General features: G+C 72.3%; 18 protein-coding genes and 3 pseudogenes. 11 read left to right on the forward strand and 10 right to left on the reverse strand.

Going from position 1 to position 23,412, the window contains the following annotated elements; translation table 11 throughout:
• Window positions 1-204 precede the first annotated feature (204 nt).
• Window positions 205-4,038: an nSTAND1 domain-containing NTPase gene (locus IE251_RS12810; RefSeq protein WP_189753024.1), complete on the forward strand. Its 3,834-nt coding sequence runs from the start codon at window positions 205-207 to the stop codon at window positions 4,036-4,038.
• 416 nt (window positions 4,039-4,454) lie between these two features.
• Complete coding sequence (locus IE251_RS12815; RefSeq protein ID WP_189753025.1) at window positions 4,455-4,709, forward strand: hypothetical protein; 255 nt, start codon at window positions 4,455-4,457, stop codon at window positions 4,707-4,709.
• A gap of 98 nt (window positions 4,710-4,807) precedes the next feature.
• Here the strand turns inward: IE251_RS12815 and IE251_RS12820 are convergent, their stop codons facing one another.
• Window positions 4,808-5,299: a winged helix-turn-helix transcriptional regulator gene (locus tag IE251_RS12820; RefSeq protein ID WP_189753026.1), complete on the reverse strand. Its 492-nt coding sequence runs from the start codon at window positions 5,297-5,299 to the stop codon at window positions 4,808-4,810.
• A gap of 94 nt (window positions 5,300-5,393) precedes the next feature.
• Between IE251_RS12820 and IE251_RS12825 the strand changes: the two genes are divergently transcribed.
• Window positions 5,394-5,891, forward strand: a complete 498-nt coding sequence (locus tag IE251_RS12825; protein ID WP_189753027.1) for a tautomerase family protein — start codon at window positions 5,394-5,396, stop codon at window positions 5,889-5,891.
• Window positions 5,892-6,482: 591 nt separating this feature from the next.
• Window positions 6,483-9,098 carry a SpoIIE family protein phosphatase gene (locus tag IE251_RS12830; RefSeq protein WP_189753028.1) on the forward strand — a complete coding sequence of 872 codons (2,616 nt, stop codon included), beginning with the start codon at window positions 6,483-6,485 and terminating at the stop codon, window positions 9,096-9,098.
• An 85-nt stretch (window positions 9,099-9,183) separates the two neighbouring features.
• Here IE251_RS12830 and IE251_RS40930 read toward each other — a convergent pair whose 3' ends face one another.
• Both IE251_RS40930 and IE251_RS12840 read right to left on the reverse strand, forming a co-directional pair.
• A complete protein-coding gene (locus tag IE251_RS40930; RefSeq protein ID WP_373301990.1) occupies window positions 9,184-9,762 on the reverse strand; it encodes a VanZ family protein in 579 nt (192 codons plus the stop codon).
• Between the two features lie 799 nt (window positions 9,763-10,561).
• On the reverse strand, window positions 10,562-10,735 hold the full coding sequence (locus tag IE251_RS12840; protein WP_189753030.1) for a CsbD family protein: 174 nt from the start codon (window positions 10,733-10,735) through the stop codon (window positions 10,562-10,564).
• A 245-nt stretch (window positions 10,736-10,980) separates the two neighbouring features.
• Between IE251_RS12840 and IE251_RS12845 the strand changes: the two genes are divergently transcribed.
• Both IE251_RS12845 and IE251_RS12850 read left to right on the forward strand, forming a co-directional pair.
• Window positions 10,981-11,151, forward strand: coding sequence for a DUF5670 family protein (locus IE251_RS12845; protein ID WP_030775946.1), 171 nt, complete (start codon window positions 10,981-10,983; stop codon window positions 11,149-11,151).
• Window positions 11,152-11,535: 384 nt separating this feature from the next.
• A pseudogene (locus IE251_RS12850) lies at window positions 11,536-12,392 on the forward strand (IS5 family transposase).
• Window positions 12,393-12,407: 15 nt separating this feature from the next.
• Here IE251_RS12850 and IE251_RS12855 read toward each other — a convergent pair.
• From IE251_RS12855 to IE251_RS12865, 3 genes are all read right to left on the reverse strand, one after another.
• A complete protein-coding gene (locus IE251_RS12855) occupies window positions 12,408-13,313 on the reverse strand; it encodes an EamA family transporter (RefSeq protein ID WP_189753346.1) in 906 nt (301 codons plus the stop codon).
• Window positions 13,314-13,416: 103 nt separating this feature from the next.
• Window positions 13,417-13,839, reverse strand: coding sequence for a MazG-like family protein (locus IE251_RS12860; protein ID WP_229896723.1), 423 nt, complete (start codon window positions 13,837-13,839; stop codon window positions 13,417-13,419).
• 177 nt (window positions 13,840-14,016) lie between these two features.
• Window positions 14,017-15,177: an alpha-hydroxy-acid oxidizing protein gene (locus IE251_RS12865; RefSeq protein ID WP_189753031.1), complete on the reverse strand. Its 1,161-nt coding sequence runs from the start codon at window positions 15,175-15,177 to the stop codon at window positions 14,017-14,019.
• 250 nt (window positions 15,178-15,427) lie between these two features.
• On the opposite strand from IE251_RS12865, the gene IE251_RS12870 reads away from it, so the two are divergent.
• Entirely contained in the window at window positions 15,428-16,027 is a 600-nt protein-coding gene (locus tag IE251_RS12870; protein ID WP_189753032.1) for a DinB family protein, read from the forward strand.
• A gap of 150 nt (window positions 16,028-16,177) precedes the next feature.
• A complete protein-coding gene (locus IE251_RS12875) occupies window positions 16,178-16,561 on the forward strand; it encodes an HGxxPAAW family protein (protein WP_229896724.1) in 384 nt (127 codons plus the stop codon).
• 248 nt (window positions 16,562-16,809) lie between these two features.
• Here IE251_RS12875 and IE251_RS12880 read toward each other — a convergent pair whose 3' ends face one another.
• Window positions 16,810-17,424: an acyl-CoA-like ligand-binding transcription factor gene (locus IE251_RS12880; protein WP_189753033.1), complete on the reverse strand. Its 615-nt coding sequence runs from the start codon at window positions 17,422-17,424 to the stop codon at window positions 16,810-16,812.
• A gap of 82 nt (window positions 17,425-17,506) precedes the next feature.
• On the opposite strand from IE251_RS12880, the gene IE251_RS12885 reads away from it, so the two are divergent.
• Both IE251_RS12885 and IE251_RS12890 read left to right on the forward strand, forming a co-directional pair.
• On the forward strand, window positions 17,507-18,442 hold the full coding sequence (locus tag IE251_RS12885; RefSeq protein WP_189753034.1) for an oxidoreductase: 936 nt from the start codon (window positions 17,507-17,509) through the stop codon (window positions 18,440-18,442).
• Between the two features lie 110 nt (window positions 18,443-18,552).
• Window positions 18,553-19,083 carry a hypothetical protein gene (locus IE251_RS12890; RefSeq protein WP_189753035.1) on the forward strand — a complete coding sequence of 177 codons (531 nt, stop codon included), beginning with the start codon at window positions 18,553-18,555 and terminating at the stop codon, window positions 19,081-19,083.
• A 17-nt stretch (window positions 19,084-19,100) separates the two neighbouring features.
• Here the strand turns inward: IE251_RS12890 and IE251_RS12895 are convergent.
• Window positions 19,101-19,544 (reverse strand): annotated as a pseudogene (locus IE251_RS12895) (SDR family NAD(P)-dependent oxidoreductase); the annotation flags it as partial.
• A 62-nt stretch (window positions 19,545-19,606) separates the two neighbouring features.
• Here IE251_RS12895 and IE251_RS42085 point away from each other — a divergent pair.
• Window positions 19,607-19,753: pseudogene (locus tag IE251_RS42085) on the forward strand (GNAT family N-acetyltransferase); the annotation flags it as partial.
• Between the two features lie 165 nt (window positions 19,754-19,918).
• On the opposite strand, the gene IE251_RS12905 reads toward IE251_RS42085, so the two are convergent.
• A complete protein-coding gene (locus tag IE251_RS12905; protein ID WP_189753036.1) occupies window positions 19,919-20,737 on the reverse strand; it encodes an MBL fold metallo-hydrolase in 819 nt (272 codons plus the stop codon).
• 144 nt (window positions 20,738-20,881) lie between these two features.
• Window positions 20,882-23,191 carry a beta-L-arabinofuranosidase domain-containing protein gene (locus IE251_RS12910; protein ID WP_189753037.1) on the reverse strand — a complete coding sequence of 770 codons (2,310 nt, stop codon included), beginning with the start codon at window positions 23,189-23,191 and terminating at the stop codon, window positions 20,882-20,884.
• Between the last annotated feature and the right edge of the window lie 221 nt (window positions 23,192-23,412).

Genomic DNA, 23,412 nt, shown 5'->3' on the forward strand with positions numbered 1-23,412 from the left:
CGCTGTGCGGTGTGCCGCAGCGGTGCCGCCGGACACCGATTCCAGTCGCCGCGGAGTTGGTTAGCAGCCCCTGTCCGCGCAGGTAATCAATGTGCGCGCGCCGACGCGCCGCCTGGCCGCCGTACGGGACGGGCCCTACCTTGGGAGCGCGGCGCAAGGGGAGGGCGCCGATGCGGTGGAGGGGGACAAGGGGGGACAGGGGAGATGGGACGTCCGGAGAACCCGATCGATCCGGAGGCGGGACCGGTCCAGCGGTTCGCGGTGGAGTTACGGGCCCTGCGGACGGAGGCCGGCGGTCCGACGTACCGCTCCATGGCACAGCGCACCCCGTATTCGGCGGCGGCGCTGTCCCAGGCGGCGGCGGGCGAGCGGCTGCCGTCGGCGGAGGTGACACGGGCGTACGTCACGGCGTGCGGCGGGGACCCGGACGCGTGGGAGAAGCGCCGGCAGGCCGCCGCCGACGAACTGGCCGCCCTGCCCCCCGGGGACCAGGACGCCCGGGACTCCCCGTACCGGGGGCTGGCCCGGTTCGAGCCGGGCGACGCGGCCGTCTTCTTCGGCCGCGACCAGCTCGTGGCGGACCTGACGGAACTGGTGCGCGGGCACCGGTGCGCGGTGGTGCTCGGGCCGTCGGGCAGCGGCAAGTCCTCCCTGCTGCGCGCCGGGCTGATACCCCGGCTGCGCGGGACGGCCGACGCCGGCACACCCCTCGCCGCGATCCGCGTCCTCACCCCCGGCCCGCACCCGGCGCGCTCCCACGCGGACAAGCTGCGGCCCGCCGGGGAAACCGGCGACACCCTGGTCGTGGTCGACCAGTTCGAAGAGGTCTTCACGCTGTGCCCGGACCCGCGGGAACGCGCCCGCTTCATCGAGGCGCTGCTCGCGGCCCGGGAGCCGGGCAGCCGGCTGCGCGTGGTCCTGGGCGTGCGCGCCGACTTCTACGGCCGCTGCCTGGAACACCCCGAACTGGCCCGAGTGCTGCGGGACGCCGCGGTGCCGGTGCCGGCCATGGGCCGCGAGGAACTGCGCGAGGCCGTGGTCAGGCCGGCCATGGCGCGCGGCCTCACCGTCGAACGGGCGCTGACCGCGCAGTTGGTGGAGGAGGTGGCCGGCGAGCCCGGCGGCCTGCCCCTGCTGTCGCACGCGCTGCTGGAGACCTGGCGGCGCCGCTCCGGCCGCACCCTGACCCTGCGCGCCTACGAGGCGGCCGGCGGAGTGCGCGGCGCCATCGCCCAGACGGCGGAAGACCTGTACGCCGGGCTGTCCAGCGGCCAGGCCGACCTCGTACGACGGGTGCTGCTGCGCCTGATCACGCCCGGCGAGGGCACCGCCGACACCTGCCGGCCGGTGCGGCGCGCCGAACTGCGCGCCACCGGCCCGCACTCGGCCGGCACCGTCGACACGGTCCTCGAACGCCTGGCCCGCGCCCGGCTGATCACCCTGGACGGGGAGACCGTGCATCTCGCGCACGAGGCACTGATCACCGCCTGGCCACGGCTGTGGGGCTGGATCGAGGACGACCGGCACCGGCTGCGGGTACTGCGCCGGCTCACCGAGGCCGCCGAATCATGGCGGGAACTGGGCCGCGACCCGGGCGCGTTGTACCGGGGCACCCGGCTGGCCGAGGCCGTCGAGGCATTCGACCCCGCCGACCGGAACCGTGAACTGAGCGCCGGGGAACGGGAGTTCCTCCACGCCAGCACGGCAGCGCACTCCCGCGAACGCAGACGGCTGCGCGGGCTGACCGGGTCGGTGTCCGTACTGCTGGTGCTCGCCCTGGTGGCCGGTGCCGTGGCCTGGCAGCAGCACCGTACGAACGAACGCCGGCACCTGGCCGCCACCGCCCGCCGCGCGGCCACCGCCGCCGACGGTCTGCGCACCACCGACCCGGGGACGGCGCTGCGGCTCGGGGTCGCGGCCTGGCGGCTCAGCCGGACCCCGGAGACCCGGTCCGCCCTCATCGGCGCACTCGCCCAGCGCGACCTGCCCACGTTCACCGTGCCCGGCCCCACGGACACCCAGCTGCTCAGTCCGGACGGGCGGACCCTCTTCGGCCTGGGCGACGGCAGGTTCGTCCGCCGGGACCTGGTGACGCACCGGGTGACCGACAGCAGACGGCTGCCCGCCGGCATGGAGGACCTCGCCATGGGCGACCTGAGCCCCGACGGGCGTTACGTGTCCGTGCCGGCCGGCGAGGACGGCCTGCGCGTCCGCATGTGGGACACCCGCACCGGCCGGTACCACGGCCCGGTCCTGGGGCCCGACGACGACGGCTCCGGCGCGCTGGAAGAGCCGCCGGAAGGAGACCCCGAGGATGCCGGCGGGGAGGGCGGCGCACTGGTCGGCGCGGCGAGCGGCACCCGGGCGGAGTTCGGCTTCAGCTCCAGCGGGCACGCCTACCTCTTCCTCACCGGCAACCGCCTGGAGGTGTGGGACACCGACAGCGGGCACCGCCTGTTCACCCACACCGCCAAGGCGCTGGAGACGGCCGGCGGCGGCGACATCAGCCCCGACAACCGGCTGGTCGCGATGTGTGTGCAGGGCGGCGTCAGGGTCTGGGACATCCCGGCCCGGCGCCGTGCCGACACGGGCTGGCGCAAGCGGTTCGCCTGCGGACCGGAGGCCAGGCTTCAGTTCTCGCCCGACGGCCGCACCCTGACGACGACGGACACGACGGGGATACGGCGGGTCACCGTCCGGACCGGAAGCCAACCGCCCCGGCTCGCTCAAGTGGCGCCGCTGAGCTACGTGTTCAGCGCGGACGGCACACTCCTGGCCGGGGTGGGCGGCAACGACCTCCTGCTGTGGCGGCTCGACCACCCCCAAGCGCCCGTGGTCCGCTACCCGCTGACCGACATCCAGCCGGACGACGTCCGCATCGACACCACCGCCCGCGTCCTGCGCTACACCGCCGCCGGTGCGGACGGGGTGACCGTCGTCCACGGTGTCGACATCGGCAGCGCCCTGTCGCCGCACTGGAGCACGCGCCCCGCCGCCGCGGCGGCCCTGAGTGCCGACGGCTCGGTCCTGGCCGTTCTGGACAGCGGCGGCAAGGGCCCGGCCCGGCTGCGGATCCACGACGGGCGGACCGGCCGGCCGCGGTACACGATCAGCGTTCCCGGGGTGCCCGCGGAGTCCGACGCCATGAGCGAGGGCGGCGGGACGGCGCTGTTCCTCAGCGCCGACGGCCGACGCCTCGCCTTCGGTTCGGGCCCGGCCGACCCGATGGGGCCGACGCGCATCACCGTGTGGGACACCGTCCGCAACCGGAAGCTCACCGAACTGAAGCCCTACGACGACGACATGCCCTTGGCCGGGTGGGTGCTCAGCCCGGACGGCCGGTCACTGCTGACCACCGGCATCGACGACGCGACGGTGACCGTGTGGGACGCCGGCAGCGGCCGGAAGACCGGGGACATCCGCTCCCGGGACTCGGCGAGCGGGCAGGACGACGACGGTGCCGGGGACTCCGTCATCTCCATGTCCTACGACGGCGCTGTCCTGTTGATGAGCGACGGAACCCTGCTGCCGGCCGACGGCCACGGCCGGCCACGGAAGACGATGGACTGCGCCTGTGCGAGTGTCCTGAGCCCCGACGGCAAGCGCGCCGCCTTCGCGGACATCGACGGCGGCATCACGGTGTGGGACGTCGAGCGGGCCACCTCGCTGGGCACGCTGCCCGGCGGCTACTTCAGGGGCGCCACGGGTGAACAGGAGGAGACGACCGCGCTGGTGTTCTCCCCGGACGGCAGCGTGCTGGCCGCGGCCGGGGCGCAGGGCACCGTACGGCTGTGGGACGTCGACTCCCGCCGCCGGCTGGGCACCGACCTGCCCACGGCCGGCGACCGCGTCCTCGCCCTCGCCTTCACCGACGACGGCGGCGGCCTGCACGTCGCGGGCGAACACGTGCCGCTTCAGCGCGTCACCCTCGACCCGGACCGCGTGGCCGAGACGGTGTGCCGCCGCGCCGGAGGCGGGCTGTCCCGCGCGGAATGGCGGGTGTATGTGGCGGACGTTCCCTACCACAGGGTCTGTTAGCGGCCGTGAGCACGGTGGGCTGCCGGCGGATACGGGCCGGGAGGGCTGACGGCGGGCGGGTCCGGACGGTGCTCGGCCCTGGGTGGTGTGTGCGCCCGTCGGACGCAAGCGCACGCGCATGACGGTGACCTGGAGTCGCCGGGTGATTGCCCGCCTGGCTGCCGCGCCGGCCACCTTGGCCGCCAGTGTGGCCACGGCCGGCGTCGTCGCACCCTCCGCCCGGGCCGGCGATGGGCCCGGCGCCATCTGGTACACCGGGATCATCCGCGGTCGGGCACAAGGGCGGTGGGCAGCGAAGTCACGTCACACCCGACCGCTGGTCCCCCCCTCGTCCACGGAACGTACGGACGCAACGGGAAGGTACCGTGATGACCAAGAGGAAAGCATCGGCTCGGGCCCGGGGCACGTCGGCCCTCATGCCTCTTTGCACCACGTCCGGGACCACGGTGGCGGTGGTCGCCGCAGCCCTGCTGCTCACCACTCCGGCCGGTGCGGCGGCGGCACCTCCGGCTCCGCCCGCCCGGCACACGACGGCCGGCTCGTGCGGCCCCAGCGTCGATCCCAACGCGTACATCCCCGGCAGCAGGCGGCGCAACGGCCCGGCAGTGGAGATCGGCGACACCAGGATCCAGCTGCGCCACGGCAACAGGCCCGGAGGACCGCGCCACTGACGATGATTTCGCCGCCCTGCACCGGGACCCGGCCGGACAGCGGGCGCCCCGCAGGACACCACCCTCGCCACGGGCGTGTACTACCTGACGTCCTTGTCTCAGGAGATTTCCAGGAAGCGCGCGCCCGGCCCGGGTGTGCGGCAGACGTCTTCCGGGGCGAGGTGGCTGTGCCCCGCAGCGCACTCGAGGACGACCTTGACCGGCTCGTCGCAGGAACCCGCGTCGTCGACGGGGCGATGCCGGACGATGACCGACGGACCCTGCGGGTCGGCGAGGTACGTGTCACCCCATTCCAGGAGCGCCACGAGCGTGGGCCGCAACGCCCGGCCCTGCTCGGTGAGCTCGTAGGCGAAGCGCTGCCGGTCCCCGGGCTCCTGATAGGGCACGCGACGCATCACTCCCGCGGTCACCAAGGTCTCGAGCCGGGTCGCCAGGAGATTTCTGGCGATCCCGAGGCGGGAGTGGAACTCTCCGAACCGGCGCGCGCCGTCCAGCGCTTCACGCACGATCAGCAACGACCAGCGCTCTCCCACCACCGAGAGGGCGCGCGCCACCGAGCAGTTCACCGGGTCGATTCGCCGCGTCTCCATGGGGCGAGTGTACCCCTCTGGGTTTACAAGCTGAACTCAGCCCTCATAGGCTCCGACCTGAGTTGAAGAACTAAACTCACGAAGGAGAGCGACCATGCCCATGCTCGACGTGTACATTCCCGACGGCGCGCTCCAGCCGGACGCCGAGGCGGCGCTGCTGAACCGCATCACCGAGATCCTCGTCCGCAACGAGGGATTCGACCCCGCCGACCCGGTGAGCCGTTCCGTCTCCTGGCTCTGGCTGCACCGACCGGCCGGCGTATACGTCGGCGGAGAACCCGCGGACGCGCCTCGCTACAAGGTCGTCCCGTCCGTCCCCGAGGGCCAGCTCGACGAGCGGAAGCGCGCGAGCGTCATCGCCGAGGTCACCGAGGCGATCCTCGACGCGGAGAACGGCGCCTGGCCGCGTGACGCCAGCCGGATCTGGGTGTTCCCCACCGAGATACCCGAGGGTCACTGGGGCGGCTGGGGCCAGATCAGGCCGCTCGCGACGATCCTCGCCCGACTCACCGGCGGCGACACCAAGCGGGCCCGTACGCTCGCGCGTGAGCGGATCGCCGCCACCCGAGCCGAACACGCCCGCCTGCCCTGAACGAGCGGCGGACGAAGTGGGGATCGACGCGGCCGGTGACACAGTCGGGGTCCTTGTGCCGGCCCACCGTGCTCGGCCCACTGCCGCCCAGGGTGAGGCCGGAGGTCGAGGAGCGTAACTCGCCCGGACAGAGGGCGATTTCATGCTCACCCTCCTCCGGCATGACCTCGCCGTCGGCGATCGCAGGCCGTGCTCGGGCGGCGTGAACGTCCCGGGCCGCCCGCCCATGTGCCTCTGGTGGAGCGCCTGCGCGGACAGCAGCACCATCCGGGCCCGCCGCCAGGTCACCACCGACCCGGTGCCTCTGCGGACAGTCCGCAGCAGGCGCCGGCCCTCGTGGTCATCGGTCTCGCGGACGCTTTGATCTGTGCGGCGGGGCGTGGGCGGCCGGCTTCTTCGTCCGCCGTTGCGTCGGCTGTGATGTGCGGGTTGCGTGCGCGTCGTGGCGGGATGCGGGTCAGGTGTTCCTTCGGCCCGGTGGTCACCCGCCCGAGGTGCCGACCCGGTCCAAGGCGGGAGACGTTCCCGCACCGCTGGATCACACCGTACGGACAAGTTAGATTTCCGCACCTCAGAGGGATTGATGGTGCTATGAACAGCTCTAGTCCATCCGGAGTCCTCTCCCGGCGTTTTCCTCCGGAGACGCGCAGTGCGCCGCTGGCCCGGCGGTTCGTGCGGTCGGCGTTGCGCGGTGTCGCGCAGGAGGTGGTGGACACCGCCGAGTTGCTGACCAGCGAGCTGGTGACCAACGCGGTGCTGCACGCGCGAACCGATGTGGAGGTGCGGATCTGGTCGCACGAGGGACAAGTGCGGGTGCGAGTCGGCGACGGACGGCCGGATCGTCCGCTCGTGCCGCGGGAGTCCAGGCCGTATGCCGGTACGGGGCGGGGCCTTGCCGTGGTCGAGGAGCTGGCCTCCAGCCACGGGGCACACGTCGGGGAGGGCCGCAAGACGGTCTGGTTCGAGCTGTGGCCCAAGGCCCCGGTGCCGCCGACGTCCGGGTGGGAGTCCGTGCCCATGTGCGGGCGGACCGCGACCGTGACGCTGATCGACATGCCGTACATCCTGTTCCGCGCGGCACAGCAGCACGGTGACGAGATGCTGCGCGAACTGATGTCGACCACACGCGTCGAGGAACATACCGGAGTGTCGGGCCCCGAGCTGCTCGTCGCCAACGATGTGGCCAACGTGATCAGCGCGTGCATGACATCCGCACTGGAGGAGACGGTCACCAGCGGCGCCACGGTGACCCTGGACATCGCGTTCCCGTTGGACGCCGCGCCCGCCGTGGACACGTTGCGGCACGTCTTCGAACAAGGCGACGCGGCGGCACAGCTGGGGTCCCTGCTCACCCTCCCGGCTCCGCCGCACGTGCGGAGCCACTACGAATGGGTGCTCGACCAGCTGGTCACCCAACTCTCCGGAGGACCGCCCACCGCCTGGACACTGCTGCCCGGTGTACCGGACGCGACCTCCGTCGAACTGGCGCCGTGGGACGCCGGCGACGTGGAGGACAGCAATGTCCCGACGGTCGCCGCCGACGACGACGGCCGGATCATCGCGGCCAACGCCGCTCTGGCCGACCTGCTGGGATGGCAGACGGACGAACTGATCGGCAGACCGCTGACCGTGCTGATCCCCGCGCATCTGCGCGAGCGGCATCGCGCCGGGTTCACCGCGCTGCGGCTGACCGGCCGGTCCCGCATCATGGGCCGGTCCATCCCCCTGCCGGCGTTGCACCGCGACGGCAGCCTGGTCCCGGTGCGTCTGCACGTCCGCAGTCAGGAGGCGGTGGACGGCCGCACGGTACGGATCGGCCAGTTCATGCCCAGAGCGACGGCTCCCGGGGAGGACCGGCCGGTGTCGCGTCCCGGTGCCGGGCCCTCGGTGCGGCCGCATACCGGCGCGGCAGCGGCGCCGCGGGGCGGTGGTGAAAAGGCGACACGGTCCTGGGAGCGGTTGAGCCTGCTGGCCGACACCACCAGTGCGCTGTCGAGCACACTCGACTTGCGCGAGGGACTGCGCCGGGTGTGCCACGTCCTCACCCGGCAGATGGCCGCCTGGTGCGTGGTCGACCTGCTCGGCGAGCACGGGGACGTCGAGCGGGTCTGCGTCGTCCACCGCGAGCCTCGGGCACTGAGCGCCGGGGTGGACCTCGGCAGGCTGCCCCCGGTGTCCGAGAACGCGCGAGGACCGCTGGCCCGGGTACTGAATGGCGCGGGACCCCTGCTGATCACCGACATCCCCTCACCGGACCAGGCGGAAAGCGCCCTGGACGCCCGGCAGCTGAGGCTGTTCGAGCAGCTGGACGCCGGCAGCACGATCATGGCGCCGCTGCGGGCCCGGCGCGAGGTGCTGGGCGCCCTGATCGTCGTACGTACCGGCCACGACGACCCCTTCACCGAACAGGACGCGCTCCTCGTCGCCGACCTTGTGAAAGGCATCTCGCTGAGCGTCGACAACGCCCGCCTGCACCAGCACACCCGCAACGCGGCCGAGCAGCTTCAACGTTCCCTTCTGCCCCGCCTCCCGCACATCCCGTCCATGGAGATCACCGCCCGCTACGCCCCGTCCAGTACCACCGCCCAGGTCGGCGGCGACTGGTTCGACGCCTTCACCCTGCCCGACGGCGACACCGCCTTGGTCATCGGAGACGTGTCCGGGCATGATCTGAACGCCGCCGTGACGATGAGCCAACTGCGCAACATGCTCCGCGGCATCGCCGTCGACTGCCAGGACCGGCCCGCGGAGGTACTGCGCCGCCTCGACCTCGCGACCCTCACCCTGTACCCGCACTCCACCGCGACCTGCGCCTACGCCGTCGTCAAAGGCCCCGAGAACGGCCCATGGGAAGTGCACCACTCATCCGCCGGCCACCTCCCTCTGATCCTGACGTGTCCCGACGGCGACACCCACTACCTGGAATCCGCCTCGGGTCTCCTGATCGGCGTGGACAGCACCCTTCCCAGAACCACCGCCCGCGACCCGCTGCCGGCCCACTCCACCCTGCTCATGTTCACCGACGGCCTGATCGAACGCCCGGGAGAATCCCTCAGCGATGCCTTGGGCCGGCTGCGCCGGCACACCGCCGCCCTCGCCCAGGCACCCCTCGACGTCTTCTGCGACGAACTGGTCCTCAGCCTCGGCGCCGGTAGCACCGACGACATCGCCCTCCTCGCCCTGCGCCCCACCCCGCCGGGCGCCTGACCGGCAGCCGACCCGTGGCGGAGCCCTCGCACGCCGTTCCCACCGGGAAGCTGGTCGTGGACGCCCGCAAGGACCGCCGTTCGCGTCACGTGCCCTCGCGGCGATCGTGCACCCGTCCGAGCCTGCGGCCCAGCAGCAGGTAACCGGCCAATGCCCCGGAGGTGTTGAGGATGACATCGTCCACGTCGAAGACCCGTCCGGTGACCAGGGAACCCTGGGCCATCTCGACCAGCAGCATCACCGTGGCGGTCGACAGCATCACCCGCCAGAACCCCCGGGCCCCCGGGGCGAGCACCGGCAGCAGTATCCCGAACGGCACGCCCAGCAGGAGGTTGCCCCCTATCTGCTTGACGGCGTCCCGCAGGTCAGGCTGGTCCAGATAGGCTTTGAGGGAGCGGCCGGGGTGCAGATTGCTGTGCGCCAGGGAAGCCGAGGCCGGGGACGGCTCCAGGGTGATCTTGGCCAGTACGGCGGCGAAGGCGACCATGAAGACGAAGGCGCAGAGCATCGCCAATGCCCGTACCGGCCACGGGAGCACGTGCCGACGGCGGGAGCGGCGGGCCGTCGTTTCCTCGACGGCCCTCGCCGCGGAGGCCGCACGGGCGTCGCCCGCCCTGCCCGCCCTCGTGCCCCGGGCACGGCCGCCCCACCGCCGTGCCCACACCCTCGGGAACAGTCCGCCGTTCCCGGTCGCCTTCGTCAGCGGATTTCTGTCGGTGACCTCAGGAACATGTGCCTCCGACCTGGTCCGGCCCCGCAGGCCGAACCTGGCAAGGGGACTCGTTCGGGGCGCGCGGCCGCGAGAGGCCGCGCGTGAGGACGAGGCGAGGCGGGTCATTCGGTCCTCCAGTCGTCAAGGACCCTGCGTCGTAAGGTGGTTGTCCGCGGGGCCGGCGGCTCGTGCCGGCGGTCGTCATCTGGAGAGTTGCGCACCCCCTCGGATCCGGGGGGAATGCAGCGGGCTCGTCGGCGTACAGGGTGCGGGTGCCGTGCGGGGCGTCCGGCGGGCACTCGGCGGCCTTCTCCGGGTCGACGACGACCTCGAACGTGCGGTTCGGCTGCGGCGAACAGCAGTACTCGCGCCGGTCCCGAGGCGGTCACCGTCGTCGCCCATCGGGGCACGAACGGACGGGAAGCGGTCATCCGGCAGCCCCTCCTTCCTGTCCTCCGGATGCCCCGATTCCGTACCGGACACGCGGCACGGAGGAACTGATGCGGAGGAGGCTCCGCGGCCTGTGACGATGCCGACGACACCCGGCCGTTCACGGCAAGAAGGCCGTCGGTACGCCTGCGGCGCTGGACCGACGTGCCGTGCCCGGCGGCCCCGCGCCGGTGTCAGGGTTTCCGGGTGACCACCGAAGTCACCGGACGGGCCGTCATGCCGCGTCCGGCGTCTCCGCCGGACGACAACACCGTGTCGGCAGACCAGGGATCCGGCCTGCCGACACGGCGTGGGGAGCCGGTCAGCGGCGACCGGTCTCCTTGAGCGACTCCTTGTTCTCGCGGGCCTTTCCCACGGCCTCGGCGGCGCCGCCCTTGGCGACCAGCTTGTTGTTTCCGATGGCCCGTCCGGCCGCCTGCGCGATCTTGCCGACGGCCTGCTCGGCCTTGGCCCGCGCCTTCTCACTGGCGGTCATGGTCAACCCTTCTTCCGTCTCGGCAAGTCGTTCCGGCTGGCGTATGACCCCGCACGGCGCAGGCAAACCCGAATCGCGGATCCGCGACCGCGTGATCGGCAGGGTGCCGCTGTGGTGCGGCGACTGCCCGGAAGGGGGAACCGCGCGCGGCGTGCGTATGCCCCGTCCACGCGTGAAGTTAACTCGCTTTCTGTGTGCTTGTAGTGGTGAGGTAAGGGCATCCGGTGGCCAGGAGGTTGATAACGATGGTTCCCCTGCTTCTGGTTCTTCTGCTGGCCCTGATCCTCTTCGGCGCGGGTTTCGCGCTGAAGGCGCTCTGGTGGATCGCGGTGATCGTGCTGGTGCTGTGGCTCCTGGGCTTCGTCGTGCGGTCCGCGGACAGTACGGGCCGCAAGGGACGCTGGTACCGCTGGTAGGTACCGGCGCACGGCGCGAGAAGCGCGGTTCACAGTGAACGACGGGGTCCGGCCGGTGACGGCCGGACCCCGCGTCGTGCGAGAGGGCCCGCCCTGCCCGACGACCGGGCGCATGCGGCGTGTCAAACGCCCCACGGGGTACGTGTGTACTACACCGGCCCCGCGGAAGCAGCGGTGGGAACCCTGCGCCTCCTGGCTCAGCGGGGCCGGTTCCTGCCGCAGTCGGCTCGGGGGTTCCGCGTCCAGGGCAGCGTCGACCGCTTGTGTGACGCCCAGCGGCCTCGGCGCCGGACTGGGCAAGCAGCGCGGTGAAGACCTTCTCCCACGTGCCGTCGACGGCCCACTTCCGCAGCCCTAGGCAGTTTCGTTTGGATCGGTTGGTCGTTGGGTCCGGGTGTGCCGTTAACAGATGCGCAGTGGGCGCGGATCGAGCCGTTGCTCCCGGACCGCACGCCGAAGCGGGGTGGTCGGTGGCGGGACCACCGTGAGGTGATCGACGCCATCGCCTTCAAGTTCCAGACCGGAACGCAGTGGGTCCACTTGCCGGAGAAGTACGGCAACTGGCGAGGCGTCTACAACCGGCTGCGGATGTGGGCCGTCGACGGCACCTGGGAGCGGGTGTTCACCACCCTGATGGCCCAGGCCGACGCCGATGAAGACCTCGGCTGGGCCGTGTCCGTCGACTCCACGATCGTGCGAGCTCACCAGCACGCGGCGGGGGCCCGCAAAAAGGGGCCCCGGCCGGCGAACCGGCCGACCACGCCATCGGCCGGTCCCGCGGTGGGCTGACGACCAAGATCCACTTGGCCGCCGATGCCCGCTGCCGGCCCCTCGCGTTCGTTCTCACCGCCGGACAGGCAGGCGATGCACCGGCCTTCACCGACGTCATGGCCCACCTGCGTGTTCCCCGCCGGCGCGGACGCCCTCGCACCAGGCCGGACATGGTCCTGGCGGACAAGGCCTATTCCTCCCGCGCGATCCGCAGCCACCTGCGCAAACGCGGCATTCGGGCAGTGATCCCGACCCCGGCGGATCAGCGTGACCACCGGCTGCGGCGAGGCAGCCGGGGCGGCAGACCGCCAGCCTTCGACCGTGAGGCCTACAAGCAGCGCAATACCGTCGAGCGGTGCATCAACCGCCTCAAGCAGTGGCGCGGCATCGCCACCCGCTATGAGAAGACAGCCACCATCTACCTGGCCGGACTCCACATCGCAGGCATCTTCCTGTGGTCCGCCCGCTGATCCAAACGAAACCGCCTAGGTGTCGTCGGGCCGCGCGCCGCGGGTGGCGCCCGCCGAGGCGGCCACCACGCACAGCACCGCGATCCACTGCGTCCAGTGCAGCGACTCCTGGAGGACGACCAGGCCGATGAGGGCCGCCATCGCCGGTTCCAGGCTCATCAGGATCCCGAACACATGCGGCGGGACCTTGCGGAGTGCTTCCAGGTCGAGCGAGTACGGGATCACCGACGACAGCAGTGCCACACCGAGGCCCGCTGCCAGGATCCAGGGCCGTGCCAGCGCCGTTCCGCTGTCGGCCACGCCGAACGGCACGGCCACCAGGGCCGCGACGGCCATGCCCAGAGCCAGGCCGTGGCCCTCCGTGGTGTGGCGGCCCAGCGCCGCGCCGACCAGGATGTACAGGCCCCAGCACGTTCCCGCCGCGAGGGCGAACAGCAGACCGACGAGATCGAGGTCGCCGCCTCCCTCCATCAGCAGGACCACACCGCCCGCCGCGAGCAGGGCCCACAGCGCGTCCAGCCAGCGCCTGGACCCGGCCAGCGCCACCGCCAGTGGTCCGAGGAACTCGGTGGTGACCGCGATCCCCAGGGGAACGCGGGCCAGCGCCAGGTAGAAGCACAGGTTCATCAGGCCGAGCGTCACGCCGTAGCCGAGTACCACCGCCCAGGTGCGGCGAGGGAGGCGCAGCGACGGCCGCCACAGCAGCATCAGCACCGCCGCCGCGAAGAACAGGCGCAACGCGACCGTTCCGAAGCTGCCCACCGCGTCGAACAGGTGCTTGGCCAGGGCCGAGCCCACCTGAACGCTGACTACACCGAGCAGCACCAGGGCGGTTGGCGGGATCGCGCCGAAGCCGCGTCCGGCCAGTGCCGTCAAGGAGGACCGGGGGGACGGGCGGCGTTCCGCCCCGTCGACGCTCATGGTGGCCACGCGTGGATTATGGACGCCCCGGTGTCGCGCGGCACCTGATTTTCCCGGTGCCGGATCGCCGCGGCACGATGGCGGCCCTCCCTGCCGATTCCCGTCAGTTTCCTTCCCGTTGGTCCGCCGACGGAGCGCACGGCGCCCGGTGCCGCTGGTCTCCGGCCGCTTCGAACGCGAGGTACTTCGCGGACTTCTCGGCCAGTACGGCGGCGAAGAACGCGGGCGCCTCCTCGCCCAGCATCCGGTACAGCGACACCAGGCTGGTGATCGCGGTGTCCGCGACTTCCTCCTGCACCTGCCGCCATGTGTGGCTCCGGCCTTTTCTGGGGTTGGTGCCCCAGGCGCCGATCACCGCCTGCGCGGTCTCGCCGGCCTCCTCGGAGATCTTGAGCGCTTGCAGCGTCCACTGCTGCTCCGGCGTCATCCCGCGCTCGGTGTCCAGGCTGGTGAAGAGCGCGGCCAGGCGGCCGATGTCGTCCCATGGCGGTGAGTCCGAGGGAAGGGGTCCTTCGGGGATGCTCATAGGGTTTCGCACTCCTTGGAGTTCCGCCGGCTCGGGGCCGGACACGCGGTCATGATGGCAGGCTGCCACTGCCGCCACGATTCGATGCGCGGCGCACACCTCTGCCGCCTCACCACCGCCCCGAGGGCGTGGCCCGGAGTGGGCGACGGCCCCCGCGCACGCGGCCGGTGCGATCGGTCAGCGGACGCGGCGCAGGGCCTCCGGCGTGAGATCGGCGAGGGTGGGATAGCCGTCGACGGCCATGAGGAGGTCGGTCTCGGCGAGCAAGGCGCGCAGGACGTGGACGATGCCGTCGGTGCCGCCGAGGGCCGCGCCGTAGGCGCACGGGCGGCCGATGCCCACGGCCGTGGCGCCCAGGGCGATGGCCTTGACGACGTCGGCGCCGGTACGCACCCCGGAGTCGAACAGCACGGGCAAGCCGTCGGCGGCCTCGACCACGGCGGGCAGGGCGTCGAGCGCGGGCAGGCCGCCATTGGCCTGTCGGCCACCGTGGTTGGAACAGTAGACGCCGTCCACACCGCCGTCCTTCGCGCGGCGGACGTCGTCGGGGTGGCAGATTCCCTTGAGAATCAGCGGCAGATCGGTCATCGACCGCAGCCAGGGCAGGTCGGCCCAGGTGAGCGGGTTGCCGAAGAGCCGCACCCAGTGCATGACGGCGGCCGCCGGATCGTCCTCGGGGGACTTGGCGAGCCGGGAGCGGAACACCGGGTCGGATAAGTAGTTGGCCAGGCAGTGACCGCGTAGCTGGGGGAAGTTGGCGGCCGCCAGATCGCGCGGTCGCCACCCGGGGATCCAGGTGTCGAGGGTGACCACGATGCCCCGGAACCCGGCGGCCTCCGCCCGGCGCACCAGGCTCTCGGCCACCTCCCGGTCGGTGGGCGTGTAGAGCTGGAAGAAGCCCGGGGTGTCGCCGAACTCGGGGGCCACCTCCTCCATCGGGTCGACCGTGAGGGTGGAGGCGACCATGGGCACGCCGGTACGGGCGGCGGCCCGCGCGGCGGCGAGATCGCCGTGGCCGTCCTGGGCGCACAGCCCGATCACCCCGACCGGCGCCATGAACAGCGGCGTGGCCAGCCGCATGCCGAACAGGTCCACCGACAGGTCGCGTCGGGTGGGGCTCACCATCATCCGCGGCACGAGTCCCCACCCCTCGAACGCGGTGACGTTCGCCCGCTGGGTGTGCTCGTCGCCGGCGCCGCCGGCCACGTACGAGCGCACCGACGGCGACATCGCCGCCTGGGCCCGTGCTTCGAGGTCCGCGTAGGTCATCGGCAGGCTGGGCACCTCTCCGCGCAGCCCGTCGAGGTAGATCTCGTACTGGTAGTCGGCGTAGGACATGTATCCGGCTCCCCGGTGCTTCGCTGTTTCCGGTACGACCCGTCGGCACGGGCCTCGAGCCCCACAGCGGAAGCAACGGCCCCACAGACCCACGGAACGCAGAATTCCCGCCCAACATATGCTCCGCACGCGGGAATCGGCGAAGCCTCTCGGCGAGGACGACCTGACGCCGGTCCACGTCCTCCAGCTCCGGCCCCGGACTTTCCACGACGGTTGATCGCGCCGGCGGCGCATGCCAGGCTCGTGCCTCGTGACCGGTGATGCCGCGAAGGAATACCTGCACAATGATCTGCGCCTGGCGCGGGAGGTGATGCTCCGCAAGCTCGACGGACTCGGCGAGTACGACGTGCGCCGCCCCCTGACCTCGACGGGGACCAACCTTCTCGGTCTGGTCAAGCACCTGTCGGTCTGGGAGTCCCGGTACTTCGGGGAGGTCTTCGACCGGCCGTTTCCCGAGCCGCTGCCCCGATGGGACGACCTGGGGGAGCGCGGCACCGACCTGTGGGTCACCGAGCACGAGACGCGTGAGGAGATCACCGGCCGTTACCGCCGCGTGTGGCAGCACTCGGACGCCACGATCGACACGCTTTCCCTCGACTCCCCGGGCCATGTGCCCTGGTGGCCCCGCCCCCGCGTGACGCTGTTCAACATCCTGGTCCACATGCTCACCGAGACCAGCCGGCACGCCGGGCACGCCGACATCCTGCGTGAGCAACTGGACGGGTCGACAGGTACCACAGTCCCCTCGGCGGCTCCCCAGCAGGACGCGGCCCACTGGGAAGCCCATCGCGCGAGGATAGAGCGAGCCGCCCGAGCAGCCGCCGCCGGCCCGGTCGCCAGTACGAGCTGATGTAGTGTCAGATACCCATGCCGCAGCCTCCATTGCGGCCCCCTTGACCCCCGGATAGATTCCCTGCTCGCCAAGTCGTTCGGGGCGAGTGGTGCCGGGGCCGGTCAAGAACCGAACGTGCCGGTTCCGGTGGTGGCGAGGAGGGGGCACGTGAGCGGACATCACGACGAAGGCCACACGGTGGCAGGATGGGCCGGCTGCGCCGTGGCGACCATGGGCACCGCGGTCGTCGGTCTCGGCGTCTGCGGCTGGCGCCCGGGAATCTGGCTGGGCCTGGCCCTCACGGCGGCGGCGGTGGTCGTCACCTGGGTCCTCCACCTCGCCGGCTGGGGCAAGCCGCCCGGGGTACGGCCGGCCGACCAGCACCCCCTGGGTGTGCGGGACCGGTCCGCCCGGCAGGGCCACGCGGGCTGTGCCGCCTGCCGGCTCGCCGGACGACGCGCGGCCTGGGCCCCCGCGAAGGCGGTACCCGAACCCGCCCCCGAAACGGCGGGCATCGAGACGGCGGGCGCCGGGGCGGACATACCCGCCTGAGCGTCCGAGGGGCACCTGCGCCAGGCCCGGACCACCGGCGGCCGCACGCGGCGACCGGTGGTCCGGGCCCGACCTCTCCTGCGGACACGTCCTCGGCGCGCGTACCTCGCCCGTACCCGTGTTCCCGCCTGACTTGAGAGCGTACGTCGCCTCAGCCCGTACCCACTCGCGCGCACGCATCGTCTGATCCCCCGGCCCTGCCGCCGCGCGCCCGGCGGCCCGTCCGTGTGCGGCACGGCTGTGACGGCCTACTCGCCTGCCACGGCGTCCAGCGCCGGCGCGATGACCGTGAAGCATCCGTCGGTCAGTACGGCGGGATCCTTCGTGCCGTCGCTCTCGCTCCACTGTTGCAGCACCGTGTGGAAGGCGGTCAGCGCCATCCCCGCGGCCAGGCGCGGGTACAGCTCCGTCGCCGGATCGAGGCCGAGGCGTTCGGCCACCACGGCCGCGAGCTCCTCGCGCCACTGGGCCTGGCGTTCGAGGAAGCGGGCGAGCAGTGCAGGGGTTCCGAGGATCAACTGCACGACACGCAGGGTCCGTTCGGTCTGACCCGCGCAGGCGTCGATGGACCGCCACACCGTGTGCCGCAGGGCGGTGGACGGCGGTTCCGACGCCGGACGGCTCGCCAGTTCCTCCCGCATGGCCGCGCCCAGCCCGGTCAGGAACTGGACGACCACGTCCTCCTTGGAGGCGAAGTACCGGAAGAAGGTCCGCTTGGACACCCCCGCGGCGGCGGCGATCTCGTCCACCGTGACCGCGTCGAACCCGCCGCGCGCCAGCAGTCCCAGCGCCGCCTGGGTCAACTCGTCGGCGACGAGCTGCCGCTTGCGCTGGGCCAGGGTTTCCGCGGGACGGGATGTCATCCCTCCATCGTATCCTTCGTGCCTCCTCTGGCTCACAGTGTCATGCTTGACACTCGGTGACACATGGGGCACGGTGAGCCGTATGACGAGTCAGAAGAGCTGGACCGCCGACCGGATTCCGGACCAGGAGGGGCGGGTGTTCGTCGTGACGGGCGCGAACAGCGGCCTCGGTCTGGCGACCACCCGGGCACTCGCGCGCAAGGGCGCCCAGGTGATCCTCGCCGTCCGTGACGAGGAGAAGGGGCGGCGAGCGGTCGCGCAGGTGACGGCCGAAGGGTCCGGGGCCCGGCTGGAGGTGCGGCGGCTGGACCTGTCCGACCCGGACTCGGTCCGCGCGTTCGCCGACCGGCTGCGCGCCGACGGCGTGCGTCCCGACGTGCTCGTCAACAACGCCGGCCTGATGGCGCCGCCCAGGACGCTCACCGCCCAGGGCCAGGAAGTCCAGTTCGCCGCCAACCACCTCGGCCACTTCGCCCTCACCGGCCTGCTGCTCGACCTGCTGGCCCGGGGCGAGGACCCCCGCGTGGTCACGGTGACCTCCGCCAACCACCGCATGGGCAGGATCTTCTTCGACGATCCGACGGGTGAGCGCACGTACTCGCCGATGGCGTACTACAACCAGTCCAAGCTCGCCAACGCCGTGTTCGGCCGGGAACTCCACCGGCGGCTGAGCGCGGCCGGCAGCCCGGTCCGCAGCGTGCTCGCCCACCCCGGCTACACGGCCACCGGGCTGCAGACGGCCGCCCCGGTCGGCTTGGTGAAGTTCCTCTTCGGCCGTCTGCTGCTGCCGCTCGCCCAGACCCCGGACCGGGGGGCCCTGCCCCAGCTGTACGCGGCCACCGCCGAGGAGGTGCGCGGCGGCGAGCTGTACGGACCGGACGGCATGGGCGAACTGCGGGGCGCGCCGAAGCGGGTGGAGCTGGCGCCCCGGGCCGCCGACCCGGCCACCGCCGCCCGGCTGTGGGAACTGTCGGAGGAACTGACCGGCGTGCGCTACGCGCTCCCGGCCGCGGCCTGACCCTGGGCCGCCGGGAACAGTGCGCTGGTGCCGGCCCCGGCAGTGGGCGTGACGTTGTCGCTGGTCCTGCTGTTCGCGGCGGCCGCACCGGTGCGGACCGTGGTGCCGCTGTGCGCCTCCGCGCCCAAGCGGCTCGGCTGGGCGACCCGGCCTTCGTCCTCGGCACACTCGGCGTCCTGGCGGGTCCGGCCGCCTACGACGAGGGCGTCTCCCTGGGAAGCGCGGACATCCGCGTCGCGCTGACCGGAGTACCGTACGCGGTGGCCGCCGCGTTCTTCGTGCCGAACCGATGGGTGCGGCTCGGCGCGACGGCCGCCCTCGCCGCGGCGGTGGCCTACGGAGCCTTCATCGGCCCGGGCCGGGCGCGGCAGCGCCGGCACACGGCGGAGGTCGCGCGGTACCGGGAGCACCAGGAACTCCTGTACACGACCGACACGCCCCCCGGTGTGCGAGTGACCCGCGCCCGGGCCGACTCCGCCTCCTTCAGCGTCGAGTACCACTCCGCCCGCCGGGACGGCTACGTGGCCCTCGGCGTCCGCAAGCCGCTCGACCCGCGCCCCTCATGCCCCACGCCCCCGGAGAAGGACGTGACCTGCGCGGTGTACGAGCGCGGCGACATGCGCGTGGTCCGGGTCTCGTGAGCGTCCAAGGGGATGGGTCAGACGGTCTTGACCATGCCGCCGTTGATGACGTAGTCGGCGCCGGTGATGTTGCCGGCCGCGCCGGAGAGCAGGAACACGATCAGAGCCGCCACCTCTTCGGGTTCGGTGATCCGGCCGGTGGTGATGCCGAAGGCGTCCGGGACCCGCTCGAGGAAGGCCGCGTGCTCCGCGCCGGCCCCGGCCGCCACCTTGGCGCCGAAACCGTCGGGGTCGTCCCAGACGGAGGTGCGGGTCACTCCGGGGGAGACGGTGTTCACGCGCACGCCCTGGGGACCGAACTCCTCGGCCAGCGACTTGCCCAGTGCGTTGAGGGCCGCCTTGGCCGCGCCGTAGGCGGCCGGGCCGGTGCCGGGCATCCGGGCGGAGACGGACGAGACGTTGACGATCGAGCCGCGGCGCTCGATCAGGCTGGGCAGGGCCGCGCGGCTGATACGGTCGGCGGGACCCGGCCCATCCGCCGCACCCCCGCCGGCTCGCCGAACGCTACCCGCCGGCCACCACCGCCCAGCTCGTCCGCGTCTACGTCTGCCCCCGGCACCGCCGTCACGGACTGGCGCGGACGCTGGTGCGGCAGGCGTGCGACTTCGTCGCCGAGACCCCCGGTTACGACAGCATCTATCTCCACACCAACGTCGACGTGGAGGGCGCGGAGGACTTCTGGCGCGGCATCGCGAAGGAGGTGTTCGACGCGCGCACCACGGGGGAGCACGGTCCGGGCGTCGGCACCGTGCACTTCGAGATCCCCCTGCACCGCTGGCGGAGGGTTGGCACACCGGTACCGGCCTGTGGTTCCAGGCCGGTTCGGCGGCCGGGGTCAGGGGACGAGCGGCAGCCAGGTGCCATGGGGCGCGACCCGGAGCAGTGCGGAGAGACCGGCCTCGTGGAAGGCCAGCTCGATCTCCGGCAGGCCCTCGGAGAAGTGGGCCCAGCCGTCGTAGTGCGCCGGTACGACGACGTCCGCGCCCAGGACGGCCGCCGCGGCGGCGGCCCGGTGGCCGTCCAGGGTCAGGGGCCGCCCGTCGAACCTCGCCGGTACCCGGGCCGCTCCCGCGTGCAGGACGGCGGCGTCGATGTCCGGCACCCGGCGGGAGATCTCCACGACCGTGCGGAGCGAGGCGTTGTCACCGCTGACGTACACGGTGGGAAGCTCCTGTCCGGACAGCACGAACCCGATGACCTCGCAGTTGACGTTGCCGTCGGCATCCCGCTCGGCGTCCTCGGGGCCGTGGACGGCGGGGACCGCCAGCACGGTCAGATCGCCGGCGCCGTCCGGGCGGGGCACGGAGTGGGCGGTCCACGGGGCGAGGCCGACGGCCGGTGAGCCGAGCCGCCGCGCGGACAGCGGCCCGGTCAGCACCAGCGGAGCGGACTTCGCGAACGCGCGGCCCCGCTCGTCGAGGTTGTCCGGGTGGGCTTCGTGGCTGACCAGGACGAGGTCGACCGGCCCCACCACGTCTTCGCCGGCGGCCGGACCGGCGGTCTTGGTGAGGTACCCCTGGGGGCCCGCCGCGTCGAAGGCCGGGTCGCTGACGATGCGCAGCCCGCCCAGGTCGATGACGGCCGTCGGACCGCCCAGGACGGTGATCGCGCGGTCCTGCCGGGCCGTCCCTGTGCTGTTGATGGTTTCGTTCACGCCGTCGAGGCTAATGACAACCCGGAGCCGGATGAAATGACTTCGGCGTCACACCCATGCCCGGCGCGCATGGCTGCCTCGGCCCCGCGCCCACCGCGTGATCCCGGCGGCCGGGGCCGCTCACCGGCGGTCGTCCCGTGCCCGTCACCGTACGACGCGCCACCGGTTGTCGGCCGTGCCGTCGTCCGGGGCCTGCACCGCGAAGGCGCCCATCGCGGTGGAGTTGTTCTCGATGCCGAGCAGTTTCCCGCTGTGCGCGTTGCGGATCTTGAAGGTGCCGTCGCCCTGGTCGGTCAGGATCCACCGGTGGTCGGCGGTGCCGTTGTCCGACCACTGCAGCACGGCGGCGCCGTCGGCCGTCGACATGTCCCGTACGCCGAGCACCTTGCCGCTGTGCACATTGCGGAAGCGGACGGCGTCACCGTCGGGGACCATCTCCCAGTCGTGGTCGGCGGTGCCCGAGTCGCTCCATTGCAGCGCACGGCCGCCGTCGGCGGTGGACATGTCCTGGACGCCCAGCACCAGGCCGCTTGCCGCGTTGGCGAGCCGGACGGACGCCACACCCCCGGTCTTCCAGTAGACGGTGTAGTTGTGGCCGTGCGCGTCGTGGAACGGGCCCAGGCCGACGGGGGAGCCGTTCGCCGTGGCGGTGAAGGCGAGCGCGGTGGAACTGGTCCGCCTGATCGAGGAGGCGTCCAGGGCGGGCAGGGAGCCGAGCGCGGTGTCACCGTAGTCGCCGGCCAGCACGACCGGTCCGTAAGTGACCGCGACGACACCGGGGTTGTCGTTGGCAGGGCGCAGCACGGTGCGCATGGGCAGGCGGACGGTCACGGTGTCGCCGGACGTCCAGGCGCGGGTCAGGGCCGCGTAACCGCCGGGGGTCGTGGCGATGTTCTGTACGACGCCGTTGACACTGACGGTGGCTCCGGTGGTCCAGCCGGGGATGCGGACGCGCATCGTCCAGGTTCCGCCGACGTCGCCGGTGACCCGCAGGGTCGTGGTGTCGCTCGCCGGGTACGACGTGGTCTGGGTGACGGTGATGCCGCGCTGTGTCCAGGTGAGCACCGAGGGCACGAACAGGTTCACGGTCAGGGTGGTGCCGGCGTGGAAGTACACGGAGTCCATCAGCCGGGTGTGCATCTCCAGGCCCGTGCCCTGGCAGCACCAGAAGGTGGTGTAGTCGGTGCTCCAGGTGCCGCCGCCCCAGGTCGGCCCCACGCCCCGCCGGCCGCCGGGGTTGAGCGGGGTGAAGTAGGTGACGTGGCCGTGCGGGTCGGCGGGGTTCTGCTGGCCGATCATCTGGTTCAGCCACGCCTGCTCGTAGAAGTCGAACAGCTCGGCCCGGTCCGGGGTCAGCGCGAACAACTCCCGCGTGAGCGTGAGCATGTTGACGGTGTTGCAGCTCTCGCAGGTGTCCTGCCGCAGGTAGGCGGCGATGGCGTCCGGGGCGCGGAAGTGCTCCGCCTGGCTGTTGCCGCCGATGGCGTAGGTGTGGGCGTGGACGCAGAAGTTCCAGGCGTTGGTGGCGATGTCCCGGTAACGGGTGGTGCCCGTGGCCTTGTACTCGCGGACGGCCCCGATCCACTTGGGCACCTGGGTGTTGGCGTGCAGCCCGGCCAGCCGGTCCTCGCCCGCCGCCAGCGGGTCGAACACCGCGGCGTGGTCGAACCGCTGGGCGACGGCCAGCCATCGCGCGTCGCCGGTCTGCTGGTACAGGTCGGTCAGGACGGCGTTCATACCGCCGAACTCCGTGCCCAGCATGGCCTGGAGCTGCGCGGTGCTCAGCCGGCCGGTGCGCCGGTCGACCCAGCCCGCCAGGGCCAGCAGCACATCACGGGCCTGCGTGCTGCCGATGTACCGCCACACGTCCAGCAGACCGGTCAGCGTCTTGTGGATGGTGTAGTACGGCACGTTCCCGTTGGACAGCGTGCGCGCCTCCAGAGCGGTGAAGTCGGACTCGGGATAGCCGGAAAGGTACCCCGCGCCGAACCCGGCGGCGCCGTTGTTGGCCTGGCACTTGGCCAGCTCCGCCACCATGTACAGGGCCTTGTCCCGGCAGACGCCGTCCCCGGTCACCGCGTACGCCTGTGCCCACGCGGTGAGGAAATGGCCCTGGACATGGCTGCGGAAGGGGAAGTCGGGGGCCTCCCAGCCGCCGGTGGCGGCCGCGCCGTTGGTGGACAGACGGTGGTTGGCGCGGAAGTTGTACAGCAGCCGGTCGACGTCGACGAACCGCAGATAGCTCAGGGTCCGGTTCTGGTTGTCCAGCCATCTGCTCGCGGTCAGCCTGACCTGGCCGAGCTCGAAGGGGAGGGCCTGGGCTCCGATGTCGGACCGGGCGGGGGGTACGACCGCGTGCGCGGCGGAGCCGCCGAGGACGGGGCCCACGGCGGACGCCGCCGCGGTGACCCCGGCGAGCTGGAGGAGACGTCGTCTGCTGACGGAGGAGGACATGGACACACCCTTTCGGTGAGAGCCCGTGCTGGTGGGGGACGCGCGGCGCGCACCGCCAATGTCCGTGATATCGAACACCGTTCGCCAATTCGTCGAGAACATAGTTGGGCGCCCGACGGGCCGTCAATGTCATCGACACGGGTAATCGGCCGCCGTGCCAGGCCGGTTGGGAGCCTTGCGCCGGCCCGGAGGGAGGCGGATCGCCGCGCCGCACACCCGGG

This window comes from Streptomyces eurythermus, assembly GCF_014649115.1.
GTDB lineage: Bacteria > Actinomycetota > Actinomycetes > Streptomycetales > Streptomycetaceae > Streptomyces > Streptomyces eurythermus.

What these genes read in the sequence shown, in the direction of transcription:
- IE251_RS12810 (WP_189753024.1), top strand. Translation starts at nt 205, where the DNA reads ATGGGACGTCCGGAGAACCCGATCGATCCGGAGGCGGGACCGGTCCAG.
- IE251_RS12885 (WP_189753034.1), top strand. Translation starts at nt 17,507, where the DNA reads ATGACGAGTCAGAAGAGCTGGACCGCCGACCGGATTCCGGACCAGGAG.
- IE251_RS12830 (WP_189753028.1), top strand. Translation starts at nt 6,483, where the DNA reads ATGAACAGCTCTAGTCCATCCGGAGTCCTCTCCCGGCGTTTTCCTCCG.
- IE251_RS12820 (WP_189753026.1), bottom strand. Translation starts at nt 5,299, where the DNA reads ATGGAGACGCGGCGAATCGACCCGGTGAACTGCTCGGTGGCGCGCGCC.
- IE251_RS12880 (WP_189753033.1), bottom strand. Translation starts at nt 17,424, where the DNA reads ATGACATCCCGTCCCGCGGAAACCCTGGCCCAGCGCAAGCGGCAGCTC.
- IE251_RS12840 (WP_189753030.1), bottom strand. Translation starts at nt 10,735, where the DNA reads ATGACCGCCAGTGAGAAGGCGCGGGCCAAGGCCGAGCAGGCCGTCGGC.
- IE251_RS12865 (WP_189753031.1), bottom strand. Translation starts at nt 15,177, where the DNA reads ATGTCCTACGCCGACTACCAGTACGAGATCTACCTCGACGGGCTGCGC.
- IE251_RS12860 (WP_229896723.1), bottom strand. Translation starts at nt 13,839, where the DNA reads ATGAGCATCCCCGAAGGACCCCTTCCCTCGGACTCACCGCCATGGGAC.
- IE251_RS12855 (WP_189753346.1), bottom strand. Translation starts at nt 13,313, where the DNA reads ATGAGCGTCGACGGGGCGGAACGCCGCCCGTCCCCCCGGTCCTCCTTG.
- IE251_RS12910 (WP_189753037.1), bottom strand. Translation starts at nt 23,191, where the DNA reads ATGTCCTCCTCCGTCAGCAGACGACGTCTCCTCCAGCTCGCCGGGGTC.
- IE251_RS12825 (WP_189753027.1), top strand. Translation starts at nt 5,394, where the DNA reads ATGCCCATGCTCGACGTGTACATTCCCGACGGCGCGCTCCAGCCGGAC.
- IE251_RS12815 (WP_189753025.1), top strand. Translation starts at nt 4,455, where the DNA reads ATGCCTCTTTGCACCACGTCCGGGACCACGGTGGCGGTGGTCGCCGCA.
- IE251_RS12845 (WP_030775946.1), top strand. Translation starts at nt 10,981, where the DNA reads ATGGTTCCCCTGCTTCTGGTTCTTCTGCTGGCCCTGATCCTCTTCGGC.